General features: G+C 72.8%; 21 protein-coding genes, 1 tRNA gene and 3 pseudogenes. 8 read left to right on the top strand and 17 right to left on the bottom strand.

Features of this window, described 5'->3' with window-relative positions:
- The first annotated feature begins 4 nt into the window (after nt 1-4).
- Nucleotides 5-76 (top strand) — tRNA-Val (locus KKZ08_RS11680).
- Nucleotides 77-138: 62 nt separating this feature from the next.
- Here the strand turns inward: KKZ08_RS11680 and KKZ08_RS11675 are convergent.
- On the bottom strand, nt 139-750 hold the full coding sequence (locus KKZ08_RS11675; protein ID WP_223774392.1) for a hypothetical protein: 612 nt from the start codon (nt 748-750) through the stop codon (nt 139-141).
- A 145-nt stretch (nt 751-895) separates the two neighbouring features.
- Between KKZ08_RS11675 and KKZ08_RS11670 the strand changes: the two genes are divergently transcribed.
- Nucleotides 896-1285: a VOC family protein gene (locus KKZ08_RS11670; RefSeq protein WP_223774391.1), complete on the top strand. Its 390-nt coding sequence runs from the start codon at nt 896-898 to the stop codon at nt 1283-1285.
- 16 nt (nt 1286-1301) lie between these two features.
- On the opposite strand, the gene KKZ08_RS11665 is transcribed toward KKZ08_RS11670, so the two are convergent.
- Both KKZ08_RS11665 and KKZ08_RS11660 read right to left on the bottom strand, forming a co-directional pair.
- Complete coding sequence (locus KKZ08_RS11665; RefSeq protein ID WP_223774390.1) at nt 1302-1583, bottom strand: hypothetical protein; 282 nt, start codon at nt 1581-1583, stop codon at nt 1302-1304.
- A gap of 74 nt (nt 1584-1657) precedes the next feature.
- Entirely contained in the window at nt 1658-2026 is a 369-nt protein-coding gene (locus KKZ08_RS11660) for a hypothetical protein (RefSeq protein ID WP_223779013.1), read from the bottom strand.
- A gap of 321 nt (nt 2027-2347) precedes the next feature.
- Here KKZ08_RS11660 and KKZ08_RS11655 point away from each other — a divergent pair, with 321 nt between their 5' ends.
- A complete protein-coding gene (locus KKZ08_RS11655; RefSeq protein WP_127908514.1) occupies nt 2348-2569 on the top strand; it encodes a DUF2277 domain-containing protein in 222 nt (73 codons plus the stop codon).
- 58 nt (nt 2570-2627) lie between these two features.
- On the opposite strand, the gene KKZ08_RS11650 is transcribed toward KKZ08_RS11655, so the two are convergent.
- The 5 genes from KKZ08_RS11650 to KKZ08_RS11630 form a co-directional block, all read right to left on the bottom strand.
- Entirely contained in the window at nt 2628-3236 is a 609-nt protein-coding gene (locus KKZ08_RS11650) for a VTT domain-containing protein (protein ID WP_223774389.1), read from the bottom strand.
- A gap of 255 nt (nt 3237-3491) precedes the next feature.
- Nucleotides 3492-3944 carry a DoxX family protein gene (locus KKZ08_RS11645; protein WP_223774388.1) on the bottom strand — a complete coding sequence of 151 codons (453 nt, stop codon included), beginning with the start codon at nt 3942-3944 and terminating at the stop codon, nt 3492-3494.
- 48 nt (nt 3945-3992) lie between these two features.
- Nucleotides 3993-5957, bottom strand: a complete 1965-nt coding sequence (locus KKZ08_RS11640; protein WP_223774387.1) for an FAD/NAD(P)-binding protein — start codon at nt 5955-5957, stop codon at nt 3993-3995.
- Between the two features lie 227 nt (nt 5958-6184).
- On the bottom strand, nt 6185-7840 hold the full coding sequence (locus tag KKZ08_RS11635; RefSeq protein WP_223774386.1) for an alkaline phosphatase D family protein: 1656 nt from the start codon (nt 7838-7840) through the stop codon (nt 6185-6187).
- Nucleotides 7841-7960: 120 nt separating this feature from the next.
- Complete coding sequence (locus KKZ08_RS11630; RefSeq protein ID WP_223774385.1) at nt 7961-8611, bottom strand: HNH endonuclease family protein; 651 nt, start codon at nt 8609-8611, stop codon at nt 7961-7963.
- Nucleotides 8612-9085: 474 nt separating this feature from the next.
- Between KKZ08_RS11630 and KKZ08_RS11625 the strand changes: the two genes are divergently transcribed.
- Both KKZ08_RS11625 and KKZ08_RS11620 read left to right on the top strand, forming a co-directional pair.
- A complete protein-coding gene (locus KKZ08_RS11625) occupies nt 9086-9664 on the top strand; it encodes a TMEM165/GDT1 family protein (RefSeq protein ID WP_223774384.1) in 579 nt (192 codons plus the stop codon).
- A gap of 196 nt (nt 9665-9860) precedes the next feature.
- On the top strand, nt 9861-10535 hold the full coding sequence (locus KKZ08_RS11620; RefSeq protein WP_223779012.1) for an HAD family hydrolase: 675 nt from the start codon (nt 9861-9863) through the stop codon (nt 10533-10535).
- 508 nt (nt 10536-11043) lie between these two features.
- Here the strand turns inward: KKZ08_RS11620 and KKZ08_RS11615 are convergent.
- Both KKZ08_RS11615 and KKZ08_RS11610 read right to left on the bottom strand, forming a co-directional pair.
- Nucleotides 11044-12357, bottom strand: a complete 1314-nt coding sequence (locus KKZ08_RS11615; protein ID WP_223774383.1) for an APC family permease — start codon at nt 12355-12357, stop codon at nt 11044-11046.
- Between the two features lie 59 nt (nt 12358-12416).
- Complete coding sequence (locus tag KKZ08_RS11610; RefSeq protein WP_223774382.1) at nt 12417-13397, bottom strand: peptidoglycan-binding domain-containing protein; 981 nt, start codon at nt 13395-13397, stop codon at nt 12417-12419.
- Nucleotides 13398-14137: 740 nt separating this feature from the next.
- On the opposite strand from KKZ08_RS11610, the gene KKZ08_RS11605 reads away from it, so the two are divergent.
- Complete coding sequence (locus KKZ08_RS11605; protein ID WP_223779011.1) at nt 14138-16204, top strand: MDR family MFS transporter; 2067 nt, start codon at nt 14138-14140, stop codon at nt 16202-16204.
- Nucleotides 16205-16206: 2 nt separating this feature from the next.
- Here the strand turns inward: KKZ08_RS11605 and KKZ08_RS11600 are convergent, their stop codons facing one another.
- The 5 genes and pseudogenes from KKZ08_RS11600 to KKZ08_RS11580 all read right to left on the bottom strand — a co-directional run bounded on the left by KKZ08_RS11600 (nt 16207) and on the right by KKZ08_RS11580 (nt 18785).
- Nucleotides 16207-16731: a GNAT family N-acetyltransferase gene (locus KKZ08_RS11600; RefSeq protein ID WP_223774381.1), complete on the bottom strand. Its 525-nt coding sequence runs from the start codon at nt 16729-16731 to the stop codon at nt 16207-16209.
- 72 nt (nt 16732-16803) lie between these two features.
- Nucleotides 16804-17130 carry an antibiotic biosynthesis monooxygenase gene (locus tag KKZ08_RS11595; RefSeq protein ID WP_030777828.1) on the bottom strand — a complete coding sequence of 109 codons (327 nt, stop codon included), beginning with the start codon at nt 17128-17130 and terminating at the stop codon, nt 16804-16806.
- 31 nt (nt 17131-17161) lie between these two features.
- Nucleotides 17162-17512: pseudogene (locus tag KKZ08_RS11590) on the bottom strand (hypothetical protein); the annotation flags it as partial.
- Between the two features lie 97 nt (nt 17513-17609).
- On the bottom strand, nt 17610-18254 hold the full coding sequence (locus KKZ08_RS11585; protein WP_223774380.1) for a hypothetical protein: 645 nt from the start codon (nt 18252-18254) through the stop codon (nt 17610-17612).
- Nucleotides 18255-18380: 126 nt separating this feature from the next.
- A complete protein-coding gene (locus tag KKZ08_RS11580; protein ID WP_223774379.1) occupies nt 18381-18785 on the bottom strand; it encodes a DUF1992 domain-containing protein in 405 nt (134 codons plus the stop codon).
- Nucleotides 18786-18898: 113 nt separating this feature from the next.
- Between KKZ08_RS11580 and KKZ08_RS11575 the strand changes: the two are divergent.
- Nucleotides 18899-19147: pseudogene (locus tag KKZ08_RS11575) on the top strand (FHA domain-containing protein); the annotation flags it as partial.
- Nucleotides 19148-19165: 18 nt separating this feature from the next.
- Here KKZ08_RS11575 and KKZ08_RS11570 read toward each other — a convergent pair.
- Nucleotides 19166-19861, bottom strand: a complete 696-nt coding sequence (locus KKZ08_RS11570) for an O-methyltransferase (protein ID WP_223774378.1) — start codon at nt 19859-19861, stop codon at nt 19166-19168.
- 55 nt (nt 19862-19916) lie between these two features.
- Here KKZ08_RS11570 and KKZ08_RS11565 point away from each other — a divergent pair.
- Nucleotides 19917-20950, top strand: a pseudogene (locus KKZ08_RS11565) (serpin family protein).
- Between the two features lie 321 nt (nt 20951-21271).
- On the opposite strand, the gene proP reads toward KKZ08_RS11565, so the two are convergent.
- Nucleotides 21272-22711, bottom strand: coding sequence for a glycine betaine/L-proline transporter ProP (gene proP / locus KKZ08_RS11555; RefSeq protein ID WP_223774377.1), 1440 nt, complete (start codon nt 22709-22711; stop codon nt 21272-21274).
- Nucleotides 22712-22915 lie beyond the last annotated feature (204 nt).

Genomic DNA, 22915 nt, shown 5'->3' with positions numbered 1-22915 from the left:
TCCCGGGCGCGTAGCTCAGGGGTAGAGCGCCTCCCTTACAAGGAGGATGTCGGCGGTTCGAAACCGTCCGCGCCCACCGGGTCTGAACCACGACGGAGCCCCGTACCTCGATCGGTACGGGGCTCCGCTGTGTTCGTCTCAGCAGGACTCCTCGAACTTCACCGCGTCCAGCGTCACCGGCTGCCCGTCGAGCTTGGTGCCCGCGGCCGGGCGCTGGGAGCACACCTGCCAGTTCGACTCCATGAGGATGATGCGGTCCTGCCCGGACGCGTCGTTGACGGTGAGGCTCGTTCCGGGGTCGAGGGCGCCGCGCGCGATCTTGACGGCCTTGCCCTTGAAGTCCGGCATCTTCGCCCCCGCGGCCTGCGGCTCGCCGGCGCCGGAGTCCTTCGCGGGGCAGGTCTCGTCGAGCTTGACCGTGGCGAAGTCGACCTTCGTGTCGGTCGGGTGGTCGCCGGCGGCGGGCTCCTGGGCGCAGACCTTCCAGTTCCGGTCGAAGGCCTGCATGCGGTCCCGGCCGAGCGCGTCATGCGAGGTGAGGCCGTAGAACCCGGCCTCCTGGGCCTGGTCCTGCGCGGACTGGAGGCCCTTGCCGGTCAGGTCGGGCAGGCTCGCCTTCTCGGCGTCGCTGCCCGCGTCCCGCGCGGCGGCGGGCTTGTCCTTGGCGGTGTCGGCGCCGCCCTCGCAGCCGGTGAGCGCGAGCAGGCCGGCGGCGGCGATGAGTGTGGCGGTGGCGGTACGGGTGTGCATGATCCCCCCTGGGATGCGCGTGTGCTGAGAGAGCATCATGCGGCATGTGGGGAGATGGTGAAGGCGGAGTGGGGCCGCTGTGCCCCGAAGGGGCGAACCCCCCGGCGCCCTGCCATGCCGTGCCGCGCCTTGAGATACTCACGGCATGGCGGACTCACGTACGCAGATCAACGCCCTCATCATCGACGCCGCCGATCCCGAGCGGCTGGCCGCGTTCTGGGCCGAGGTGCTCGGCAGGCCGGTCGTGGGCCGCACCGGGCCCTATGTCTGGCTGCGGCGCGAGAACGGTCTGGGGATCGGGTTCCAGCGGGCCGGTGAACCGGCGCCCGGCAAGAACCGCATGCACTTCGACGTCTCCTGCGCCGACCCGGCCGCCGAGCGGAAGCGGATCGAGGCGCTCGGCGGGCGAAGGCTGGAGGGGTATGAGGACGGGGGCTTCCTGGTGATGGCCGATCCCGAGGGCAATGAGTTCTGCGTCATTCCCGACGGGCCCTTGGACCTCGACGACGAGGGGCGCACGGACTATCTCCGCTAGGCGCCGCTGGGCCCGCTCAGCGGCCTGAGCCCGGGTGCGTCCTGCGGTACCTGCGGTCCCAGCGCTCCTGGCGTTCCTTGCGGAGGCGGTAGTCGCGGTACGTCTTGGGGTAGCCGCCCGCTCCGCCACCGCCGCCGGTGGTGGGCGTGCTGCTGCCGCTGCCCGCCGTGCCCGAGCCGCCGCCCTCGTAGAACCGTACGAGGTAGCAGGCGAGCGCCGCTGCGACCGGCCAGAGCAGGGGCTGGTCGAAGCCGAGGCCGACGAGGGCCAGGATCGCGATGACGATCAGTACGTTCATGGCTGCACCTCCGTGGCTCGCGAGGGCGGGTACGGGGCTGGTTGGGGCGAGTCAACGCCCGCCCCCACCCGCTGTCAATGGCTTGCGGGGCCGGAGTCCTCGGGGGGCTCGTGGGCGTGCTTGAGCTGGGCCCTCGCGGCGACCACGTCCGGGCCTGAGAGCTGTTCCCAGTACCGGTGGCAGGTCACGAAGACCGCCAACTCCCGTTCCCGCGCGCGGAGTTTCTCGACCTCGGCCTGTTCGTCCGGGGTCCAGCCCGGGGAGGCGGGGCGCTCCACGCTGCGCCAGCCGCCGGTGTCGCTGAAGCCGTCGAGCGGCTCGACGGACCAGGGGAGGCGCTTGAGCAGGGCCAGCAGCTCGGAGCGGACCTGGTGCAGTTCCTCCTGGGCGGCGAGGAGGTCGCTCGGGAAGTCGGGGGAAGCGGAAGGAGGCACGAGCGTAATGGTACTCCTGTTCGAATTGTGGGGGCGAGCGACACGAGAGGTTGGGGGCTGGGGGGCTGCTTCACTTGGCCTCAGGGCCTCAGGACCTCCGACGCGGGAGGTCCAGCGGGCCCGGCTCGCGGAGCGCGGAGTGGAGCCGGGCGTCGGGCAGTTGTACCCGATGCTGCTCGACGAGATCGAGACGCAGGTGGCGCGCACGGGAGCCCGCGTGCTGGAGGTCGACGGCCGGCGCGGCGTGGCGGGGCAGAAGCGCGCGGGGCATGCCTGAGCGGCGCTCCCGTGCCCCGCCCCGCGCCCGCCCCGCGGTGGCAAGCTGGAGGCATGTGCCGAAGCATCAAGACGCTCCGTCCGCCCGCCATCCCCGACGACGCCACCGAGGAGGAGATCCGGGCCGCCGCGCTTCAGTACGTGCGCAAGGTGTCCGGGTTCCGCGCCCCGGCCGCCCACAACCGCGAGGTCTTCGACCGGGCCGTCGACGCCGTGGCCGAGGCGACCGCGGAGTTGCTCGCCGGACTGGAAGTGCGTGGGGCGCGCGCGTCGTGACGCCGCCCCGTAAGGTCACGCCGTAACGCCTCGTAGAACGCAGGGGCCGGTAACGGGGTCAGGCCGTCGGCCTGGGGCGGCGCACCAGGAACGCCGCCAGGGAGCCCGCCGCGAAGAGCGCGAGCAGGGAGACGCCCGTGGCCAGCCAAGTCGCGCCGAGCCACTGGCCGCCGAGGTAGCCGAGCGCCACGCTGTAGCCGGCCCAGGCCAGGCCCGCGAGCACGGACCACGGCAGGAACTCCCGCAGCTTTCGGTGGGCCGCGCCCGCGCCGAGCGAGACGATCGAACGGCCCGCCGGGGCGAAGCGCGCGATGACCACGAGGGCGCCACCGCCCCGGGAGAGCGCCGCGCCGAGCCGTTCCTGCGCGGTGGTCAGCCTGCGGGAGCGGGCGATGGCGCGGTCGAGGCGTTCGCCGCCGCGCCAGGCAAGGCGGAAGGCGGCCATGTCACCGAGGACCGAGGCGGTGGCCGCACTGAGGGTGAGAAGCAGGATGTCGGGGACGTTGTGCGGGACGCCGCCCGTGCCCGCGGCAGCCGCCGCGGTGGCCGACATGATGACGAGGACGCCGCTCGGCAGGACCGGGACGAAGACGTCGAACAGCACGGACAGGGCCACGACCGCGTAGATCCATGGGCTGCCGGTCAGCGCCCCCACACTTTCCAGCACGACGACTCCCCCGTGACTCCCCGATCGGCAGCGCGTTGCCGCTGTGTCGCGGGGAGCGGCAGGGGCGGCCTGATGACAGCTGTACAGCGTACGCCGCGTGTGACGTCGTAGATCCGCTGGGGGCCCATATGTTCGCTACGTCACGTTCACCCGGCTGCCGCCCCAAGGGCTGGGGGGCGCCGCCCCACGTGACGGCGCCCCCTTCCTCGTACGTACGAGGAAGGGGGCGCCGTCACGTGTCAGGTGCCGCAGCGGTCAGGCGGCGACCGGGGCGCGCTCCGAGGCCTTGTCGCCCTCGCTCGCGCCACGCGCGGCGAAGAGCCGGTCGAGGCCGAACGCGCCGGACCCGGTGAAGACGAGGAGCAGCAGCGCCCAGCAGAACATCGCCGAGGCCTCGCCGCCGTTCTCCATCGGCCACAGCGCCTCGGGCTGGTGGACCTTGAAGTAGGCGTAGGCCATCGAGCCGGACGCGATGAACGCGGCGGCGCGGGTGCCGAGGCCGAGCAGGACGAGGCTGCCGCCGACGAGCTGGATGACGGCCGCGTACCAGCCGGGCCAGGTGCCGGCGTCGATGGTGCTGCCGTCGCCGCCTGCGCCGCCGAGGACGCCGAAGAGGGAGGCCGCGCCGTGGCAGGCGAAGAGCAGCCCGATCACTATGCGGAACAGGCCTATGGCGTAGGGCTGGGCGCTGTTGAGACGTCCAGTCATGGTGGGGGACTCCTTCGGTTGGGGACGGAACCGAGCGGAGGCCCAAGATTAGGGGAACCTAATTAGTGCTTGCAAGTTCAACATTCGGTCACTCGGAGATGCCGCTTCCCCTTCCGGCGGTGCTCCCGCGCGCCCGGAGGCGGTGCGCAGCGCGGCCCGCGCGATGGCGTCCGCGTCCGACAGGGTGACCGAGTCGACGCCGGGCCGGGCGCCGGCGGCCGTCACCCAGTGCACCCCTTCCGTGGGCACGCCGAAAGCGAACCGCCGTGCGTGCGCCCGCCCTTGACGATCTATCAGGCGGTACGGCCGCGGGGTCACGTCCAGGCCTCCCGTCTCGTGGCCGTCGACGACATGGGGGCGGCAGCGGCCGGCTCCGAGGAGCGTCGCGAGCAGGTCGTCCGCCGTGCGGCGCACGTCCGGCTCGGGCAGCCGGGCCTCGATCAATGTGGTGACCCGCACATCGGAGCCCGGTACGTCCGGGGAGTGCGCGAGGAACGCCGCGCCGTCCGGCCGCACGCTCAGCCGCGGTCCGAGCACGTCGAGGACGCCCGCCTCGATCAGCGCGGTCATCTCCTCGACGCGGCGGCGCGGCGGGCCGATCGAGAGGAACGCGTTGAGCGGCGTGTACCAGCGGTCGAGGTGCGCGCGGCGCGAGGCGCCGGACAGGCCGCGGTGGTCGACGACGCGGCGCAGTTCGTTGCGCAGGTCGCGCAGCACGTCGAGCGCGGCCTTCAGCGGGCCCGCGACATTGCCGAGCGCGGCCTGCGCGGCGTCCTCGCGCAGGTGGGCGAGGAGCCAGGCGCGGTGCTCGTGGGGGGAGGCGAAGGGGCGGGCCGGGTGCGGGCGGGAGAGCCGGTCCCACGACCAGCGGTCGGTGTCCGGGACGCCCGACTCGTCGAGCAGCAGGGACTCTTGGGGGCTCTGGTGCGCGATGGCGAGAAACCGTTCCCGGAAGGCCTCGACGCTCTCCCGCGTGTCACCGCGCGCGGCGAGCAGCGCCGCGTAATAGACCGTCTCCACATCCTTGGCGACCAGGGGCCATATGTCGTCCAGGAAGTCCGGGGCGTCGCCGCTCTCCGCGCGCTTGCGGAAGCGGGCGATGACGTCGTCGGTGAGGACGGCGGGCTGGTGCCGCCCGTAGGGGCCCTTCGCGTTGTCCCCGCGCGCCTGGTACGGGACGCCGCGCCGCGATCCCGCGTACAGCCGCGGCTCGTGGCCGGAGGGCTCGTAGCGCAGGGTGCCGTCCGGCTCCCGTACGTACCGGCCGCCGCGGCCCGTGCTCAACAGCGCCATGTGGTCGAAGAAGTTGAGGCCGAGGCCGCGCAGCAGCACCGGCTCGCCGGGGGCGACGGCGGACAGGTCCAGGTCGGCCGGGTTGGCGGGCGGGAAGTGCCGCAGGCCGTGCAGCGCGGCATGTCCTGCCAGGCGCTCCTCGTCGCGGTCGGGGCGGGTCGGCAGATGTCCTTGCGCCAGGACGACGGCGGAGAGTCCGGTCAGTTCGCGGCCGCCGTCGAGTACGAGGGTCTGCAGCCCGTCCGCCGTCTCGTCGAGCCGCAGGGCGCGCGTCGCGTGGACCTGGACGCGCACGGCGCCGGGCGCGGTGCGCACCACCTCGGTGAAGACCCACTCCAGATAGCGGCCGTAGCAGGCGCGGGTCGGATAGTCGTCGGGCCCGAGCCCCGGCACGCGTCCCGCGGCCGCCCATTCGTACAGGCTCGGACCCGGTCGTATCGGTCCCGAGCAGTCGACGCTCTCGTCCGTGAAGAGGGTCACCTGTGAGGCGACGGTGTTCATCAGGAGCTCGGCGGGCTGCGCCGTCCGCCAGACGCGGCCGGGGCCGGGCGGCTCGGGGTCGATGACATGGACCGTCAGCCGCGTGCCGGGGGCGAGGAGTTCGGCCGCCGACGCGCAGAGCCGTTCGAGCACGCTGGTACCGCGGGGGCCCGCGCCGACCAGGGCGAGGGCGGTCGCATCCGGTGCGGGGGGACGCGGCGCGGGCAGAGAAGCGGACAAAGGCGTGACTCCCGGGGCATAGAGAACGCTTACGAACGCTGGAAGCGGACGGTCCGCATCATCATGCCGCCGGAAGCCCTGATGCCGAACCCTCGGTGGAGGATCCGGATGGGGGTGTGGGGTGTGTCACGTGGGGTGGGAGGGGTGCGGGGGGTGCAGGGGTGCGGCCCATCCTGACGAGCGCTCCATGCCGGGTGCCTCGCCCGCACACTGCCCCCGCGCCGTCATCACGTCAGGTCGCGTTCCTCCGCCGTCTCCAGGCGTACGGCGCCGCCGCGAGCCGTTCGGGCCTGGTCCAGGCGGAGGCGGGCCGAGCGGCCGTGCAGCGTCAGGGTCATCAGTTGGTTGCCGAACCAGGGGCCGCCCGTGCGGCGCCAGTCGATGCCCGCCTGCGTCACGCCGCCGTGGCGGGCGAAGCGGCGGCCGAGCGCGCGGCCCACCCGGCTCCAGCCGAAGCGGAAACCGAGCTTGATCGACGTCGGGATGGAGTTGTGGACGGGGGAGCAGGTCAGCTGGAGGACACGGGCGTCGGGACCGGAACCCGGCGGCCAGCTCGGCTCGGCGACATAGGCGTGGTGGACGTCGCCCGAGAGCACGCACACCGTCGCCGGGGCCTCGCCGCCGGAGCCCGCCTCCGCGAGCAGCGAGGTGAGCGCCTCGAAGGACGGCGGAAAGGCCGACCAGTGCTCCAGGTCCGAACGCCTGCGCAGGTTCTCGCCGAAGCGGGCCCAGCGGGCGCCCCGCTCGCCACGGCACAGCGCGGCGTTCCACCCCTCGGCATCATGGATGAGGTGCGGGAGCAGCCACGGGAGCGACGTGCCGACGAGGAGGTGGTCGACGCCGCCCGCGCCGTCGAGCGCCTGTTCGCGCAGCCAGCGCGCCTCCTCGGGGTCGAACATGGCGCGCTCCGCCTCCGCCAGGACGCGGGCCGCGCGGGTGTCGACCATCAACAGGCGTACGCGCCCGAAGTCCCGCCGGTAGCTCCAGCGCGCCGAGGTGGGGTTCGCGTCGGCCGCCGCGGCGAAGGCGCGCAGCGCGTCCGTGCCGTCGGGCGTGGCGCACACGGCGGCGTGGACGGCGTCGCTCGCCAGCTCCTCGGGGCGCAGATTGCCCAGGTGCTGGTAGACCCAGTACGACATCAGGCCGCTCAGGACGCGCTCGCGCCACCAGGGCGTGGCCCGCATCTCGGCGAGCCAGGCCGCGCTGGTGTTCCAGTCATCGATCACGTCGTGGTCGTCGAAGATCATGCAGCTGGGCACGGTGGACAGCAGCCAGCGGACCTCGGGGTCGAGCCAGGATTCGTCATAGAGGTGCGTGTACTCCTCGTAGTCGGCGACCTGGGCGCCCGGGGGATCGGCGAGGTCCCGGCGCGCGGCCAGCCAGCGGCGGGTCGCCTTGGAGGTCTGGTCCGCGTACACCTGGTCGCCGAGGAGCAGCAGGACGTCCGGGCGCTCCGCCGCCGGGTCCGCGGCGATGCGGGCGGCGAGGGTGTCCAGGGCGTCCGGGCCCACGGGGTCGTGCTCACCGGAGGGCGGCGCGGCCCAGCGGCAGGAGCCGAAGGTGACGCGCAGGGCGTCGGCGCCGTCCCCGGCGGGCGTGCGGATGGTGCTGGCGGGGAAGCGGGCATCGGGCGGCGGCCACACCGCGCCCATGCCGTCCGCCCCGCCGAGCCGCACCTCGTACGCCGTCTCGGTGCCCGGCGTCAGGCCGGTGACCGGGATCAGGGCGTAGTGGTGGCCGGCGATCTGGAAGGTGCGCGCCGAGCCGCCCGCGCCGTCCGCGCACCGCACCTCGGCGGTGCAGGGCCGGTCGGTCTCGACCCAGACGGTCGCCGCGGAGCCGTCGACGTACCTCAGCAGTGGACCAAGGCGCAGTCGTGCCACAGATGATCACCCTCCTCCGTCGCCCCGTACGGTACGGAACGACGGAGGCGGGCGGGGTGGTTCCGGCTTTCCCGGCGGTGCGGGGGTCCGGCCGGGTCCGGCCCGGGTCCGGTGCCGGTGTCAGCAGCGGTTGAGGAGGGTGGTCAGGGCGCTCTTCTCCTCGGAGTTCACGGTGAGCTTGTAGTGGTGCTTCACGTCCACCCACATGCGGGCGTAGAAGCAGTGGTAGGAGGCGGTGGGCGGCAGCCATTCCGCCGGGTCCTGGTCGCCCTTGGCCTGGTTGACGTTGTCGGTGACGGCGATCAGCTGGGGCTGCGCCAGGTCGTTGGCGAAGCCCTGGCGCTGCGCGGTGGTCCAGCTGTTGGCGCCGGACTTCCAGGCCTCGGAGAGCGGGACGACGTGGTCGATGTCGACGTCGGACGCGGCGGTCCAGGTGCCGCCGTCGTACGGGGACTTCCAGGTCCCGGAGACGGCGGCGCAGCTGGAGTCCTGCTGGACGTCGGTGCCGTCGCGCTTGAGGACGACCTCGCGGGTGTTGCAGGCGCCGGACTGCGTGCTCCAGTGCGGGAACTTGTCGCGGCTGTAGCCGTCGGAGGAGCCCTCGGCCTTGACGGTGAGTTCACCGAGGTAGGCGCGGGCGGTGGCGGCGCTGACCGGGGTCGGGGGAGCGGCCTGGGCGGGGGTGCCGGTGGTGAGGACGGCCGCGCAGGCCAGCAGGGCGGTGGCGCCGATGGCGGCCGGGCGGTGTCGACGCGCGTAGACAGTGGACATGCGAACTCCCTTGTCGTGGGGGGAAGTTGACCGGTGGGGCGGTCATGCTTGCGAGGCGGGGTTGCCGGTGGATGTGCGTGTGATGACAGGGTCGCGTCAATCAGGTGCAGAGTTCAATAGTTCTGGCGTGCCGTCATGTGCATTGGGTGGGGCGGGAGTTGCGTTCGAGTGATCCAGGTCACTCCGTCTCGCTCCGGCGCGGGCCGAAAGTCCCTGGCCGCGCACCGTGCGCCGTCCCGTACGATGGATGGCGCAGAAGGGGAGTAGCTCTTCGCCGGACCGTCGACATACTGCTCAGCTCGTCTGAGCCGGCGCCCGGAGGCAGGCCCTTTGGGGGGCAGGCCAGCGAGACCTTCGGCAAGCAGTGCCCGACGTGCGCGTCCGCGTGCGTTCCTGTGTGCTGCCGTGCCGAGGTGTCGTACGCGAAGCGGTGGAACACTCTCGGTGGGGCGGCCCCGACCGATTGAGGAACCCTTGATCAGCTTCAGCGTGATGGCGCTCGTCTTCGGCGTCGTCTTCCTTGCCGAGCTGCCGGACAAGACGGCGCTGGCCGGACTCGTCCTCGGCACGCGCTACCGCGCCTCGTACGTCTTCGCCGGTGTCGCCGCCGCCTTCACCGTCCACGTGGTGCTCGCCGTCGCGGCGGGCAGTGTCCTGACCCTGCTGCCGCAGCAGCTGGTCCACGCGCTGACGGGCGTCCTCTTCCTCGGTGGTGCCGCGATGCTGCTCCTGAAGGGCGCCGGCGAGGAGGAGGACGTCAAGCAGCCCGAGGACCAGAGCTTCTGGAAGGTCTCGGGGGCGGGCTTCATGCTCATCCTGGTCGCGGAGTTCGGCGATCTGACGCAGATCATGACCGCGAACATGGCCGCCCGCTACGACGACCCGCTCTCCGTCGGTCTCGGCGCCGTGCTCGCGCTGTGGGCGGTGGCCGGGATCGGCATCGTCGGCGGCAAGGCGCTGATGAAGCGGGTACCGCTGGTGCTCATCACGAGGATCGCGGCGCTGCTGATGCTCGGGCTCGGTGTCTGGAGCCTGTACGAGGCGATTGCGTGACGTTGCCCGCTTTTGCGGACCTTGGCCTGTCTGACCTGCGGCGTTGGCTTTTGGCGCCCTCGTTTTGTACCGTGCAGGAACAAAGTGGCTCCGCCCGTACTCCCTGACCGGCGGGCGGAGCCGCCTTGATCTTCCCTCCGCGGAACCCCATGGCGGCCGCGGGATCCCCTGGCTCTGGAGTACGTCGATGACGTCGATGACGGCCACGCATGCCGGCCCTGTACTGACCGCCCGGGCCGTCCTCCTCGACATGGACGGCACCCTCGTCAACTCGGACGCCGTCGTCGAGCGCTGCTGGCGGCGCTGGGCCGACCGGCACGGGCTCGACTTCGACGAGGTCATCAAGGTCGTCCACGGGCGTCAGGGGTACGCGTCCATGGCGGTGCTGCTCCCCGGGCGGCCCATGGAGGAGAACCACGCCGAGAACCGCGAGATGCTCGCCGCGGAGACCGCCGACATGGAGGGCGTGGTCCCGGTGCCGGGCGCGCCCGCGTTCATGGCTGCGCTGGCCCGGCTCCGTCTGCCGCACGCGCTCGTGACCTCCGCCGACGTGCCGCTGTCCACCGGACGGATGGCCGCGGCGGGGCTGGCGCTGCCGGACGTGCGGGTGACCGCGGAGAGCGTCGGCGCGAGCAAGCCGGACCCCGAGGGGTTCCTCAAGGGGGCGGCGGCGCTCGGGTTCGACCCGGCCGACTGCGTGGTCTTCGAGGACTCGGAGGCGGGGATCCGCGCGGGGCGGGCGGCGGGCATGCGGGTGGTCGGCGTCGGCCCCAGGGCCGCCGGGCTCGGCCCGACCGTGCATGTTGAGGACCTGACGGGGGTGGCTGTGGCCGATGCGGGGGATGGGCGGATTCGGCTGACGTTCGGCTGAGGGCCCTGGGGGTGGCGCGGCGTTCCGAGGCGTTGTCGCACCGCACCGCACCGTGCCGTGCCGTTCAGAGGCTGGGGGTGTCGGGGGCCGTTCCGGAGGGGCGGTCCCGTCCTCGCGGATGCGTGGTGCGCCGCAGCCAAGGCGTGCTGGGTCCGGCTGTGCAGGTGGGCGGCTCGCGTCGCGGGTGATGACGCTCGGCGCGGGGGATGGGGGGATTCGGTTTACGTCGGCGGTGACACGGCTACACCGCCGCAGGGCGTGAGACTCCGGACAGCACTCTCAGCGACCCAGCGACCCCGCACGCGCTGCCCCTCGCCCCACCGCGACACCTGAGCCGACACCCGGCACTCGGGACGGCACAGCACCCGGTGCCGCCCGGCGGCCCTCAGCCCTCAGCCAGACCAGGTGCCGCACGCCCGTCGCTGAGAGCAGTCGTCCGTGCTGCCTGAAGTCACGTCCTGCGGGGCGTAGTCGCATTGCCGCCATGGTGCCGCGCCTGCCCGGAACGTCACGCCCTGCGGCGCAACCGCATTGCTGCCACCGTGCCGCACACCGCTCCGACCGCCAGCACGATCAAACCCCGCAGCCACACCTCCCGCTCGATCTGGGTCGCCAGGGCCACGCAGGACGCCGCGCCGAGGATCGGTACCAACGTCGGGGCCCGGAAGTGGTCCGGCCGTGCGGTCGTGTCGCGGTGGCGCAGCACCAGGGCCGCGGTGTTGACCATGAAGAAGACCACCAGCAGGAGCAGGACCAGCGTCGAGGCGAGCGTGGCCACGTCGCCGGTCAGCGCAAGGAGCAGGGACAGAGCCGTCGTCGCGGCGATCGCGGCCCACGGCGTGCGCCTGCCCGGCAGCACCCTCGTCAGGAAACCCGGCAGCAGGCCGTCCCGTGCCATGCCGTAGGCGAGGCGCGACGACATGATGCCGGTGAGCAGCGCGCCGTTGGCGACCGCCACCAGCGCGACGGCGCCGAACAGCTCCGTCGGCACACCGCCCGCCTCCCGCACGACCTCGAGCAGCGGACCGCTGGACGAGACCAGCCTGTCGGTCGGTACGGCCGCCGCCGCGGCGGCCCCGACCAGCGCGTACACCGCCCCCGCCGTGATCAGGGCACCGAAGAGCGCCCGCGGATAGGAGCGCCGCGGGTTGCGGGTCTCCTCGGCCACGTTGACCGACGTCTCGAACCCGACGAACGAGTAGTACGCCAGCACCGCCCCGCTCAGCACCGCGGCCGCGGGCCCCTGGCTGTCCGTGCCCAGCTGCGTCAGCCTGCCCAGGTCCCCGTCGCCCCGCAGCACGATCCAGACGCCGAGCCCGATCACCAGCAGCAGCCCGCTCACCTCGATGACCGTGGCGACGACGTTGGCCCGCGTCGACTCCCGGATGCCCCGCGCGTTCAGCAGCGCCAGGGCGGCCAGGAAGACGATGACGACCAGCACCACCGGAAGCGTGACGAACTCGGTCAGGTAGTCGCCGGCGAACCCGCGGGCCAGCGCCGCCACCGAGACGATGCCTGCGGCGAGCATGCAGAACCCGGCGAGGAACCCGGCGAAGGGCCCGTACGCCAAGGTCGCGTAGTGCGAAGCGCCACCCGCGCGCGGGTACGCCGTCACCAGTTCGGCGTACGAGGCGGCCGTCAGGAGGGCCAGGCACAACGCCACGACCAGCGGCACCCATACGGCGCCGCCGGAGTCGGCGGCGACCTGGCCGACGAGAACGTACACGCCCGCGCCCAGCACGTCTCCGAGGATGAAGAAGTACAGGAGCGGGGTGGTCAGGGCCTTCTTGAGCGGCGCCGGGGAGTCCGGGGCCTGCGGCATGGTGCGGAGATCTTTCACGCAGAGCCGTATACCCGGTGCGGCGTCCCCGACCACGGGACTTAGGGCTCCCTCGTCTCCGACTCCAGGCTCCGTCGCGTCTGGCGGCCGTACTCGCCCGGCGGGTCCGCGGTGAGGCCGCGTGCCCACTGGTAGCGGAGCACCGCCTCGGTGACCTCGCGCGTGTACGAACCGTTCCGTTCGCCCACGTACAGATACAGCTGGGCCAGCCGCCCCTGGAGCTCCGCCACCCCCGGGCCCTTGTCGCCGTGGCTGAGGGTCGCAGCCGTGGTGGGCCGACGCGACGGCGTCGCGTCCACGGAGTCCGTCGCGCGCGCCGTCGACGGCGGCGGTGACGGTGAGGGTGACCGTGTTGACGACGATGGGGGCGGGGCCGAGCGCGTCGGCGCGGGCGGCGGCGTCATGCCGCGTGGCGTGGCGGAGGGCGTACGGGGTGTGGGAGACCCGGACCGTTTCGCGGAGGGCGGCGGTGGTTCCGTCGGGTCCGCGCGGTCCGCGGCAGAGGCGCCGGGCAGCGCGCGGTCTCTCGTCGGCCGGTCGGCGGCCGACGAGAACAGTCCGGTGGCGAAAACGGCGCCGGCGGTCACCGCCGCCAGGGCGCCGGCGCCACCGAGCAGCACGTAGCGCCTGCGGCGCGCGGGATGGGGAGGGGCGGTGGGGGCGGCAGAGGTGCCTGTGGGGTCCGGGTACGCCGTGGGGTTGCCGGTGGGGTCCAGGCACGCATCCGACGGTTCCGCCCCGGACGCGCCGCCTCCACCGAAGCCCTGTACGTACCTGGTGTCCGGCGCGGGGGCTTCCGGATCCGGCAGCGACACGTAAGGACGTATCCGCAGGGGATCGAAGTCCTCGGCGGCCGCAGCGTCCGCCGCCGCCTTCATCGACCGGGCCCGGTGCGCTGTGCCCGCTGCCGCCTGCGTGGGCCGGGGCTGGTGGGCTGTGTCTGCTGTCGCCTGCGCGGGCTGTGTCTGGTGCGCCGCTTCGACCGGCCAGGTCTGGTGTGCCGTGTCCGCTGCTGCTTCCACCGGCCGGGTCTGGTGCGCTACGTCCGCTGCCGCCTCTGCGGGCCGGGCCTGGTGCGTCGCTTCCGCCGACTGGGTCTGGTGCGCTGCGTCCGCCGTCTGCGCGGGTAGGGGCTGGTGGGCTGCGTCTGCTGTCGTCTGCGCGGGCTGGGTTCGGTGCGCCGCTTCCACTGGCAGGGTCTGGTGCGTTACGTCCGTTGCCGCCTCTGCGGGCCGGGCCTGGTGCGTCGCTTCCGCCGGCCGGGTCTGGGGCATCGCCCCCGCCTCCACCGACCGCGTCCGGTGCGCCGCAGCCTCCGCAGCCGCAGCCTCCGCAGCCACCGCCTCGGCGTCCGCAGCCACCCCCGCGGCCCGGGCCCGGTGCGCCGCAGCCACCGCCTCCGCCATCGCCTCCGCGGACCGGCCCCGGCGCACCTCCTCCGCCGCCCGCCGACCGCACCCGCACCCCGGGGCGCCCTCATCCGGTGTCCACACGGCCCCGCACTTCGGACAGCGCCGACCGCCCCGCCGTGTCCGCCCCTCTTGAAGCCCGTCGTCTCCGGTCACCGCCGCCCTCCTCCCCTCCCGTGCCCCTCCCGCCCCGAGAACTCCGCCGATTATGCATACCGATGCTTCAACAGGCCATAACCGGTCACACGGACCACGATGGAGGGGGGAAACCCTTCGGCCACGCTTCGGCGACTCCTCGGCCACCCCTCCAGCCACACGAGACCCACCCACCCCGGGAGCCCCAGGAGGTGCCCATGACGCAGGATGTCAGCGCCCGCCCCGTCGGGCCGGGGCCCGAACCGTCGCGTGGTCACGCGGGGAACGGGCATCCGCCCGGCGGTGTCCTCGTCTCCATCGGCGCGCTGCTCCTCGGCATGCTGCTCGCGGCCCTCGACCAGACCATCGTCTCGACCGCCCTGCCGACGATCGTCAGCGAGCTGGGCGGCATGGACCACCTGTCGTGGGTCGTCACCGCGTACATGCTGGCCGCGACGGCCGCGACCCCGCTGTGGGGCAAGCTGGGCGACCAGTACGGCCGGAAGAAGCTGTTCCAGACCGCGATCGTGATCTTCCTCGTCGGGTCGGCGCTCTGCGGCATGGCGCAGAACATGCCGCAGCTCATCGGCTTCCGGGCGCTCCAGGGCCTCGGCGGCGGCGGACTCATGGTGCTGTCCATGGCGATCGTCGGCGACCTCGTCTCGCCGCGCGAGAGGGGCAAGTACCAGGGGCTCTTCGGCGCGGTCTTCGGCGCGACCAGCGTGCTCGGGCCGCTGCTCGGCGGGCTGTTCACCGAGCACCTGAGCTGGCGCTGGGTCTTCTACATCAACCTGCCGATCGGCGCGATCGCGCTCCTCGTCATCGCCACCACACTGCACATCCCGGTGCGCGAGACCAAGCACACCATCGACTACCTCGGCACGTTCCTCATCGCGTCCGTCGCCACCTGCCTGGTGCTCGTCGCCTCGCTCGGCGGCACCACCTGGGCGTGGGGCTCGCCGCAGATCATCGGGCTCGCGGTGCTCGGCGCGGTCCTCGCCGCCGCCTTCGTCGCCGTGGAGCGCAAGGCCGCCGAACCGGTGCTGCCGCTCAAGCTGTTCCGCGTCCGCACCTTCACGCTCTCCGCCGTGATCAGCTTCATCGTGGGCTTCGCGATGTTCGGGGCGATGACCTACCTGCCGACGTTCCTCCAGGTCGTCCAGGGCGTCTCGCCGACCATGTCGGGCGTGCACATGCTGCCGATGGTGGTCGGCATGCTCCTGTCGACCACCGCCTCCGGCCAGATCGTCAGCCGTACGGGCCGCTGGAAGGTCTTCCCCATCGCGGGGACCGCCGTCACCACGCTCGGCCTGCTCCTGCTGCACCAGCTGGACGAGCACAGCGGCACCGGCGAGATGAGCGTCTACTTCTTCGTCTTCGGCCTCGGTCTCGGCCTGGTCATGCAGGTGCTCGTACTCATCGTGCAGAACGCCGTCGGCTACGAGGACCTGGGCGTCGCCACGTCCGGCGCCACGTTCTTCCGCTCGATCGGAGCCTCCTTCGGCGTCGCGATCTTCGGCACCGTCTTCACCAACCGGCTCGGCGACAAACTGACCGACGCCCTCGCCGGGCAGCGGCTGCCACCGGGGCTGAGCGTCTCCACCCTGGAGGCCGACCCGCGCGGCATCGCGCGGCTCCCCGCCGAGCTGCGGCCGAGCGCGCTGCACGCGTACGCCTCGTCGATCACGGACGTCTTCCTGTACGCGGCGCCGGTCGCGCTGCTGGCCTTCGTCCTGGCGTGGTTCCTGCGCGAGGACAAGCTGCGCGGCTCGGTCACCGCGCCCGACCCGACGCAGACGCTGGCCAGCAACCCCGTCGAACGCTCCTCCCACGACGAGGTGGCGCGGGCCCTTTCGGTCCTCGGCACCCGCGAGGGGCGGCGTGAGATCTACGAGAAGATCACCGCGCGGGCGGGGTACGACCTGCTGCCCGGGGCCAGCTGGCTGCTGCTGCGCATCGCCCGGCACGGCTCCGTCGAACCGGCCGTACTCGCCGAACGCACCACCGTGCCGCTGACCGTCATCACCGCCGCCGCCCGCCAGGTGGAGGAGCGGCGCCTCGCCGAACGGCAGGGCCTTCAGATGCGCCTGACCGAGCGCGGCCGTGAGGTCGCGAAAAAGCTCGCCAAGGCCCGTGAGGAGTCCCTGGCCGAGCTGCTCGGCGACTGGTGGGGCCCGCAGCGGCCGACCGACCTGAGCCAGCTGGTCGAGGAGCTGAGCGGGGAGCTGTGCGGATCGGAGTCGGAGCGGCCGCGGAACGGGGCGACGGTGCTCCGGGCGGTGTGAGGTCAGCCCCTCGGGGCCAGCTCCTTGCCGTACCAGTGCTCGGCGTAGGGCCTGTCCTCGTAGGGCTCGATCTCCTCGTAGCCGTGGCGCGTGTACAGCGCGCGGGCCTCCACCAGGTCGGTGCGGGTGTCCAGGACGATCCGCGCGGCACCGAGCGCGCGGGCCACGTCCTCGGCCGCGGCCAGCAGGGCGGGCGCGCCGCCCTTGCCGCGCGCGTCCTCGCGTACGAAAACCCTCTTGAGCTCGGCGGTTCGCGCGTCGAGGAGCCGTACGCCCGCCGTGCCGACGGGCTCCTCGCCGTACCGCGCCACCAGCAGCACCCCGTCCGGCGGCGCGAGATCCGCCCCGCTCTCGGCGGCCACCTCGCGCTCCAGCTCCTCGGGGTCGGTGGTCCGGCCCTCGTGGAGCACATACCAGCGGTCGCTGACCTCGGTGTAGTACGCGCGCCACAGGGCGGCGGCCACGGGCGAGTCGTACGGCTCGGGAGCGACGGACCAGGAGACGGCGACGGCACAGGCTTCGGTCATGACGTCATTCTGCGGCCACAAAGGCGGCGCCCCGCAAGCCATTTGGCCCGCGGGGCGCCGTGAGGGTCCCGGTCAGCTCTTGGGCGCGGCCTGCTGCACGACCTCGAAGGACCAGACCGTGGAGCCGGAGGCGGCCGGTTTGGGCCGCTCGCCGCCGCCCTCGCCGCCACCCTGGTGCGCGGCCTTCATGGGGCCCTCCATCCACGCCTGGAAGGAGGCCTCGTCGCGCCAGCGGGTGTAGACGAGGTACTGGTCGGTGCCTTCGATGGGGCGCAGCAGCTCGAACCACTCGAAGCCGTCGGAGTTCTCCACCGCGCCCGCGCGGGACGCGAAGCGCTTCTCCAGGACCTCGCGCTGTTCCTCGGGGACGGTGAGGGCGTTGATCTTCACGATGCTCATGCCGCCATCCTGCCGTACCGCCGCGCGCGGCTCAGAGCCGTAGCAGGCGCTCGGCCGTCTCGCGGTAGTCGCGCAGGGCCAGGCGGAGCTGTTCGGTGTCGGTGGCCGAGGCCTCGGCCGGGGCGCCCTCCGCGGCCAGGGCACCGCCCGGCGCGACACCGGCGGCCGGGATGCCGCCGTCCGCCGCGGGGCGGGCGGGCGTGGTCTGCCAGGAGGAGCGCAGGACGCGGCGTCGTTCGGCCAGGGTGTCCGAGAGGCGGGCGATGGCCTCCTCCAGGACGTGGTCGACCTCCTCCACCGCGCCGCGCGGGCCGTCGACGAAGCCGTTGACGGCGTTCTGGAGGCGCAGGGTCAGCTTGTCGCGTTCCTCGGGCGGGAACAGGGCGGTGCCGGACGGAGAGGTGCCGGACGGAGAGGTGCCGGACGGAGAGGTGCCGGACGGAGCGGTGTTGGACAGAGCGGTCTTGGACGGAGCGGTGTCAGCCATGCTGGACTCCCCTTCGCGTGATGTCGGTCGAACGCTTGCCGGTCGTGTGCTTGCCGGGGCGGGCGGCGGAACGGCCGTCGGGCTCGTCCGCGATCAGGGCGTCGAAGAGCGCCCGCGCCTCGATCATGGCCGCGCGCATCTCCTCGGTGCCGGCCCGGCCCTCTTCGGACCCCGTCGTGTCGAGCGCCGCCCGGTGCACCCTGCGGAAGCCGTGGACGTGCGTGGAGTGGTGCACCGAGAGCGCGTCCAGCTGGTCCTCGTAGTGCCCGGCGTCGGGGAAGCCGCGGGCCCCGGCCAGTTCGGCGATGAGGCGGTCCGCCTCGGCCACGGCCTCGCGCGGGGAGTCGACGAAGCGCTCCTGGGCGAGGTTCCAGCGGTCGGAGTACTGCTCACGTGCCGCGGGGTCCAACGGCCGCGGACGCAGCGAACCGTGGCGCTTCACCCGCTCGCCGAGGTCGCGCTCGGCCGCTTTGGTGTCGCCGTCGTGCCGGGCGACCGCGTGGTCGTACTCGGGGCCGAAGCGGCGCTTGAGGCTGCCGCCGCCTCCGTTCAGGCGCCTGCGGTTCAGCATGGCGAACGCGGCGGCGGCGAGGACGACGGCGACCACGATCAGAACGATGATCATGACTGTGGACATGGATGGGTGCCTTCCCGGGGGTGGGCCTTGAGGTGCGAGGCACGTCGTGCGGCCTCGCACCTGTCCCCGGGGCGAGTTGCCAGGAAGCGGACCGCCAAACGGGCTCGTCGGTCCCGCGCGGCTCGCTCAGGCCGGGTGGCGTTCCCGCCAGTCGCGGGCCACCTCGTCGACGTCGTACGGGGAGAGGCCGAGCGGCGGGCCCGGGGGCGGGGTGCGCAGGGCCGTGCGGATCTTTTCGTTCAGCTCGGTCACGAGTCTGCGCGCCATGTGTTCGGAAGGGGCCTCGGCGGCCGCGGCCAGCGTGTCCTCGGCCTCCTTACGCAGGGCGAGCGTGGGGGAGAGGTAGGAGAGGCCTTCGCGGGCCATCTTCTGCTTGACCCACCACATCTCGTCGTACGTGGGGTCGGGGCCCTCCGGCAGCGGCTTGCCCTTCCCCGGCAGGGAGGCGAAATCGCCGCGCTCCTCGGCCTCGCGGATCTGCTTGTCGATCCAGGACTCGAAGTCGACTCCAGGTGGCTTGCGCTCAGTCATGGGGCCCATTGTCCCAGGAGGGCCGTGCGCGCGCCCCGGGAGCGACTTAAAATGCCGCAGCGCGCGACGGCCAACCATGCTCGCGCCGCCCCGAGTTGAAGGAGCGTACCCACGTGCTGGAGCTGACGATGGCCTCGGTTTCCGGGGCGGAGGCGGGCGCGACCGCCGGCATGCTCATGGCCGAGGTGCCGAGCGAGCCGGGCGCGGTGCTGCGCGTGGGGCGTGACGCGAACGTGTGCCGTCTGGTGACGCCGGACGACTGGCTCTTCGTCTCCCGTACGCATCTGGAGTTCCGCTGCGGGCCCGACGGGGCCTGGTCCGTGACCTGGCTGCGCGGCTCGAACCCGGACCCCGCCTCGGAGCGCTGCGGGTGGGGCCGGTCAGTCAAGTACGCGGGCCAGCGCGAAGCCGTCGTAGCCCTTCGTGCCCACCGTCTGTACCGCCGTCGCGCTCAGCTTCGGGTGCCGTGCCATGAGGTCGAGGGCGGCGCGGGTGCCGCGCACGCTCGGGTCCGTGTCGTCGGGGTCGGCGACGGCTCCGCCGCGGACGACGTTGTCGAGGACGATGAGGCTGCCGGGGCGGGTGAGCTTGAGCGACCACTCCACGTACTGCGGGTTGTTGACCTTGTCGGCGTCGATGAAGACGAAGTCGAAGGGCGCTGTGTTCGCGGTGTCTTCGGCGTATTCGGCGTGTTCGGCGCCGAGCGCGGCGAGGGACTCCAGGGCGGGGCCGACGCGGATCTCGGTGAGCTTGTCGAGCCCGGCGCGGGCGAGGTTGCCGCGGGCCACCTCGGCGTGCTCGGGCTTGTACTCCAGGGTGATCAGGTGGCCGTCGGCGGGCAGGGCGCGGGCCAGCCAGATGGTGCTGTAGCCGCCGAGGGTGCCGATCTCCAGGATGCGGCGGGCGCCCTGGGTGAGGGCGAGGAGGTGGAGCAACTTGCCCTGGTTCGGGGCCACGTTGATGCGCGGCAGGCCGGCCGTGTCACTGTCGCGCAAGGCGGCGGCGAGGGCGTCGTCGGGCGGGGCGAGGAGGCCGGTGAAGTAGTCGTCGACGGAGTTCCACTGCTGCTGGCTCATGCGGGCGCACATTCCCTTCGACTGTCTAGTTAGTTTCACTAAGGAGCTTAGTCGGGTGGGGGGTGATTGTCAGTGGAGGCTCGCCCTGGCCGCCGTCGCGGCGGGTGCCCGGGAGGGGACCGCCGGCGAACTGCGGGGCGTGCTCGGGGTCGCCGGGGCCGCAGCGGCGCGCGCCGTCACGGACGGGGCGCGGGCCCTCGCCGGGACGGACGCGCTGGGCGTCGCCACGCGCGTGTGGAGCCGGGCCCCGGTGTACCGGGAGTACCGGGAGGCCCTGCCGGACATCGGCTTCGGGCCCATGGACCCCGGCGCCGCCGACGCGTGGGTGCGCGAGGCCACGGGCGGCATGATCGAGCGCCTTCCGGTGACCGTGACGCCGGACACGCTGCTGCTCCTGGTCAACGCCCTTGCGCTGAAGGCACGTTGGGAGGACCCCTTCGAGGGGGCGGCCACGCGTGACGCCGCCTTCACGGACGCGGCGGGCGTCGTCCACCGGGTGCTGACGATGCGGCGGCAGGTCCCGCTCCGGGACGCGTGGGCGGTCGACGGGGGCGGGGCCGCGGGGCGTGGTGGCGCCCGCGTCGTCGAGATGCGGTGCGTCCGGCGGGACGGGCGGGCGCCCGTGCGGGTCCGGTTCGTCCTCGGGGAGCCGGGCGCGGGGCCCGCCGCCGTGCTGCCGCTCGGCTGGGCACCGCGTGAGCGCCGGTCATCGTTCGACGCCGAGCAGGTCGTCATGGCCCTGCCCCGTCTCTCGCTCCGCACGCGGATCGACGCGACCGGGCGGCTGGCCGCGCTCGGGGTGCGGCGGGCCATGAGCGACGCGGCGGACTTCTCCGGGATGTCCCCCGAGCGGCTCGCGATATCGCGGGTCGTCCAGGAGGCGGTCGTGAAGATCGCGGAGGAGGGCGTCGAGGCGGCGGCGGTCACGGCGGTGCCGATGCGGCCGGGCTCGGCGGGGCGCCCCCGGCGGGTTGAGCGGGTGGCCTTTGAGCGGCCGTTCGGGGTGGTGGGGTGCTGGACGGAGCGGGGGAGGTGCCGGTGTTCGCGGCCTGGCAGGCGGGGGTTCCTCTCGGGGTGGGGTCTTGCTAGGCGGGGCCTTGGTCGGGCCGGGGATCTCTGGGTGCGGCCGAGGCTCTGGCGTGTGGCGGCCTGTCGCGCGGGGCTCCGCCCCGGACCCCGCTCCTCAAGCGCCGGAGGGGCTGGATTTTCGTTGGGCGGTCGGAGAGGCTCTGGCTGCGGGCGGGGAAGGGCTGGGGTTGGTTGGGGCAGGTTCTGGGTGTGTGGCGGCCTGTCGCGCGGGGCTCCGCCCCGGACCCCGCTCCTCAAGCGCCGGAGGGGCTGGATTGCGCGCCCCGCTCGGCCAAGCCAAAACCAAACCGCCCCGCCCGGCGGGCCGAAACGTCCCGTCCGTTACTCCGCCGGCGGCGACCCCGGCAGGGGCCTGCCCGCTGATTCCGTCATGTACCAGACCGCGACGCCGCCCACCACGGCCGCCGCCATCATGTAGTACGCGGGCATCATCTTGTCGCCCGTCGCCCCGATCAGCGCCGTCACCACCAGCGGCGTCGTTCCGCCGAAGATCGAGACGGAGATGTTGAAGCCGATGGAGAGCGAGCCGTAGCGGACCTTGGTGGGGAAGAGTGCCGGGAGGGTCGAGGGCATCGACGCCGTGAAGCAGACCAGGAGCAGGCCGAGGGCTCCGAGGCCCAGGCCGATCGCCCAGAGTGAGCCGTCGCGGATCAGGAGCAGCGCGGGGACGGAGAGCAGGAAGAAGCCCGCGCAGCCCGTCGCGATCACCGGGCGGCGGCCCACCCGGTCCGTCAGCGCGCCGACGAACGGCTGGGCGCACATCATCAGCGCCATGACCGCCAGGACGACGAGCAGCCCGTGCGTCTCGTCGTACTTCAGCTCGCTGGTCAGATAGCTCGGCATGTACGAGAGCAGCATGTAGTCCGTGACGTTGAAGACCAGGACCAGGCCCATGCAGAGGAGCAGCGCCCTCCACTGACCGGTGACCATGTCGCGCAGCCGGACCTTCGCGCGGGTCTGCTCGTCCTTGTGGGCCTTCTCCAGTTCGGCGGCGAAGGCGGGGGTCTCTTCGAGCCGCATCCGCAGGTAGAGGCCGATCAGGCCCATCGGGCCCGCGATGAGGAACGGGATGCGCCAGCCCCAGGAGACCAGGTCCTCCGAGGACATCAGCGCGGTCATCAGGGTGACGAGGCCCGCGCCGCCGATGTAGCCGGCGAGCGTGCCGAACTCCAGCCAGCTGCCGAGGAAGCCGCGCTTCTTGTCGGGGGCGTACTCCGCGATGAACGTGGAGGCCCCCGCGTACTCGCCGCCCGTCGAGAAGCCCTGCACCAGGCGGGCGAGGAGGAGCAGGACCGGCGCCCAGACGCCGATCGTCGCGTAGGAGGGGATCAGGCCGATCGCGAACGTGCCCGCCGCCATCATGATCATGGTGACGGCGAGGACCTTCTGCCGGCCGACGCGGTCGCCCAGCGGGCCGAAGACCATGCCGCCGAGCGGCCGGATCAGGAAGGCCGCGGCGAAGGCGCCGAAGGTGGAGAGCAGCTGGGCCGTGGGGTTGCCCGAGGGGAAGAAGACCTTGCCCAGCGTCACGGCGATGTAGCTGTAGACGCCGAAGTCGAACCACTCCATCGCGTTGCCGAGGGCGGCCGCCTTCACCGCGCGCTTGACCAGTGCGGGGTCGGTGACGGTGACGCCCGGGGCGGACTCGGGCTTCCGGAGTGCGAGGGAGGTGGCGCTCGGCAAGGGTTCGCTCGCCCGCTTTCGGTCGACGACAAGGACAAGGCCGCCCGAGGAAACCGGGGCGGCCCGAAAACCGACCATAGGGGCACTCGTCGCCCTTACGGTCGGTATCCGGGTGATCGCATAGGGTGCAAAAACAGCTTCTATGCAGGTCAAACGGCCTTTCTTTGGGCAGTGCGGACAAGCTGCCCCTGTGATCTATGTCGCGGCACCCGCCGGGAACCACGCGCGAAGAACCCGTGAAGTCGCCCGCGGACAGACGTTCGAAGGTGTCCGAGAAGCATG

The organism is Streptomyces sp. 135, from assembly GCF_020026305.1.
Taxonomy (GTDB): Bacteria; Actinomycetota; Actinomycetes; order Streptomycetales; family Streptomycetaceae; genus Streptomyces.
This window is presented reverse-complemented; position numbering and strand designations above follow the sequence as displayed.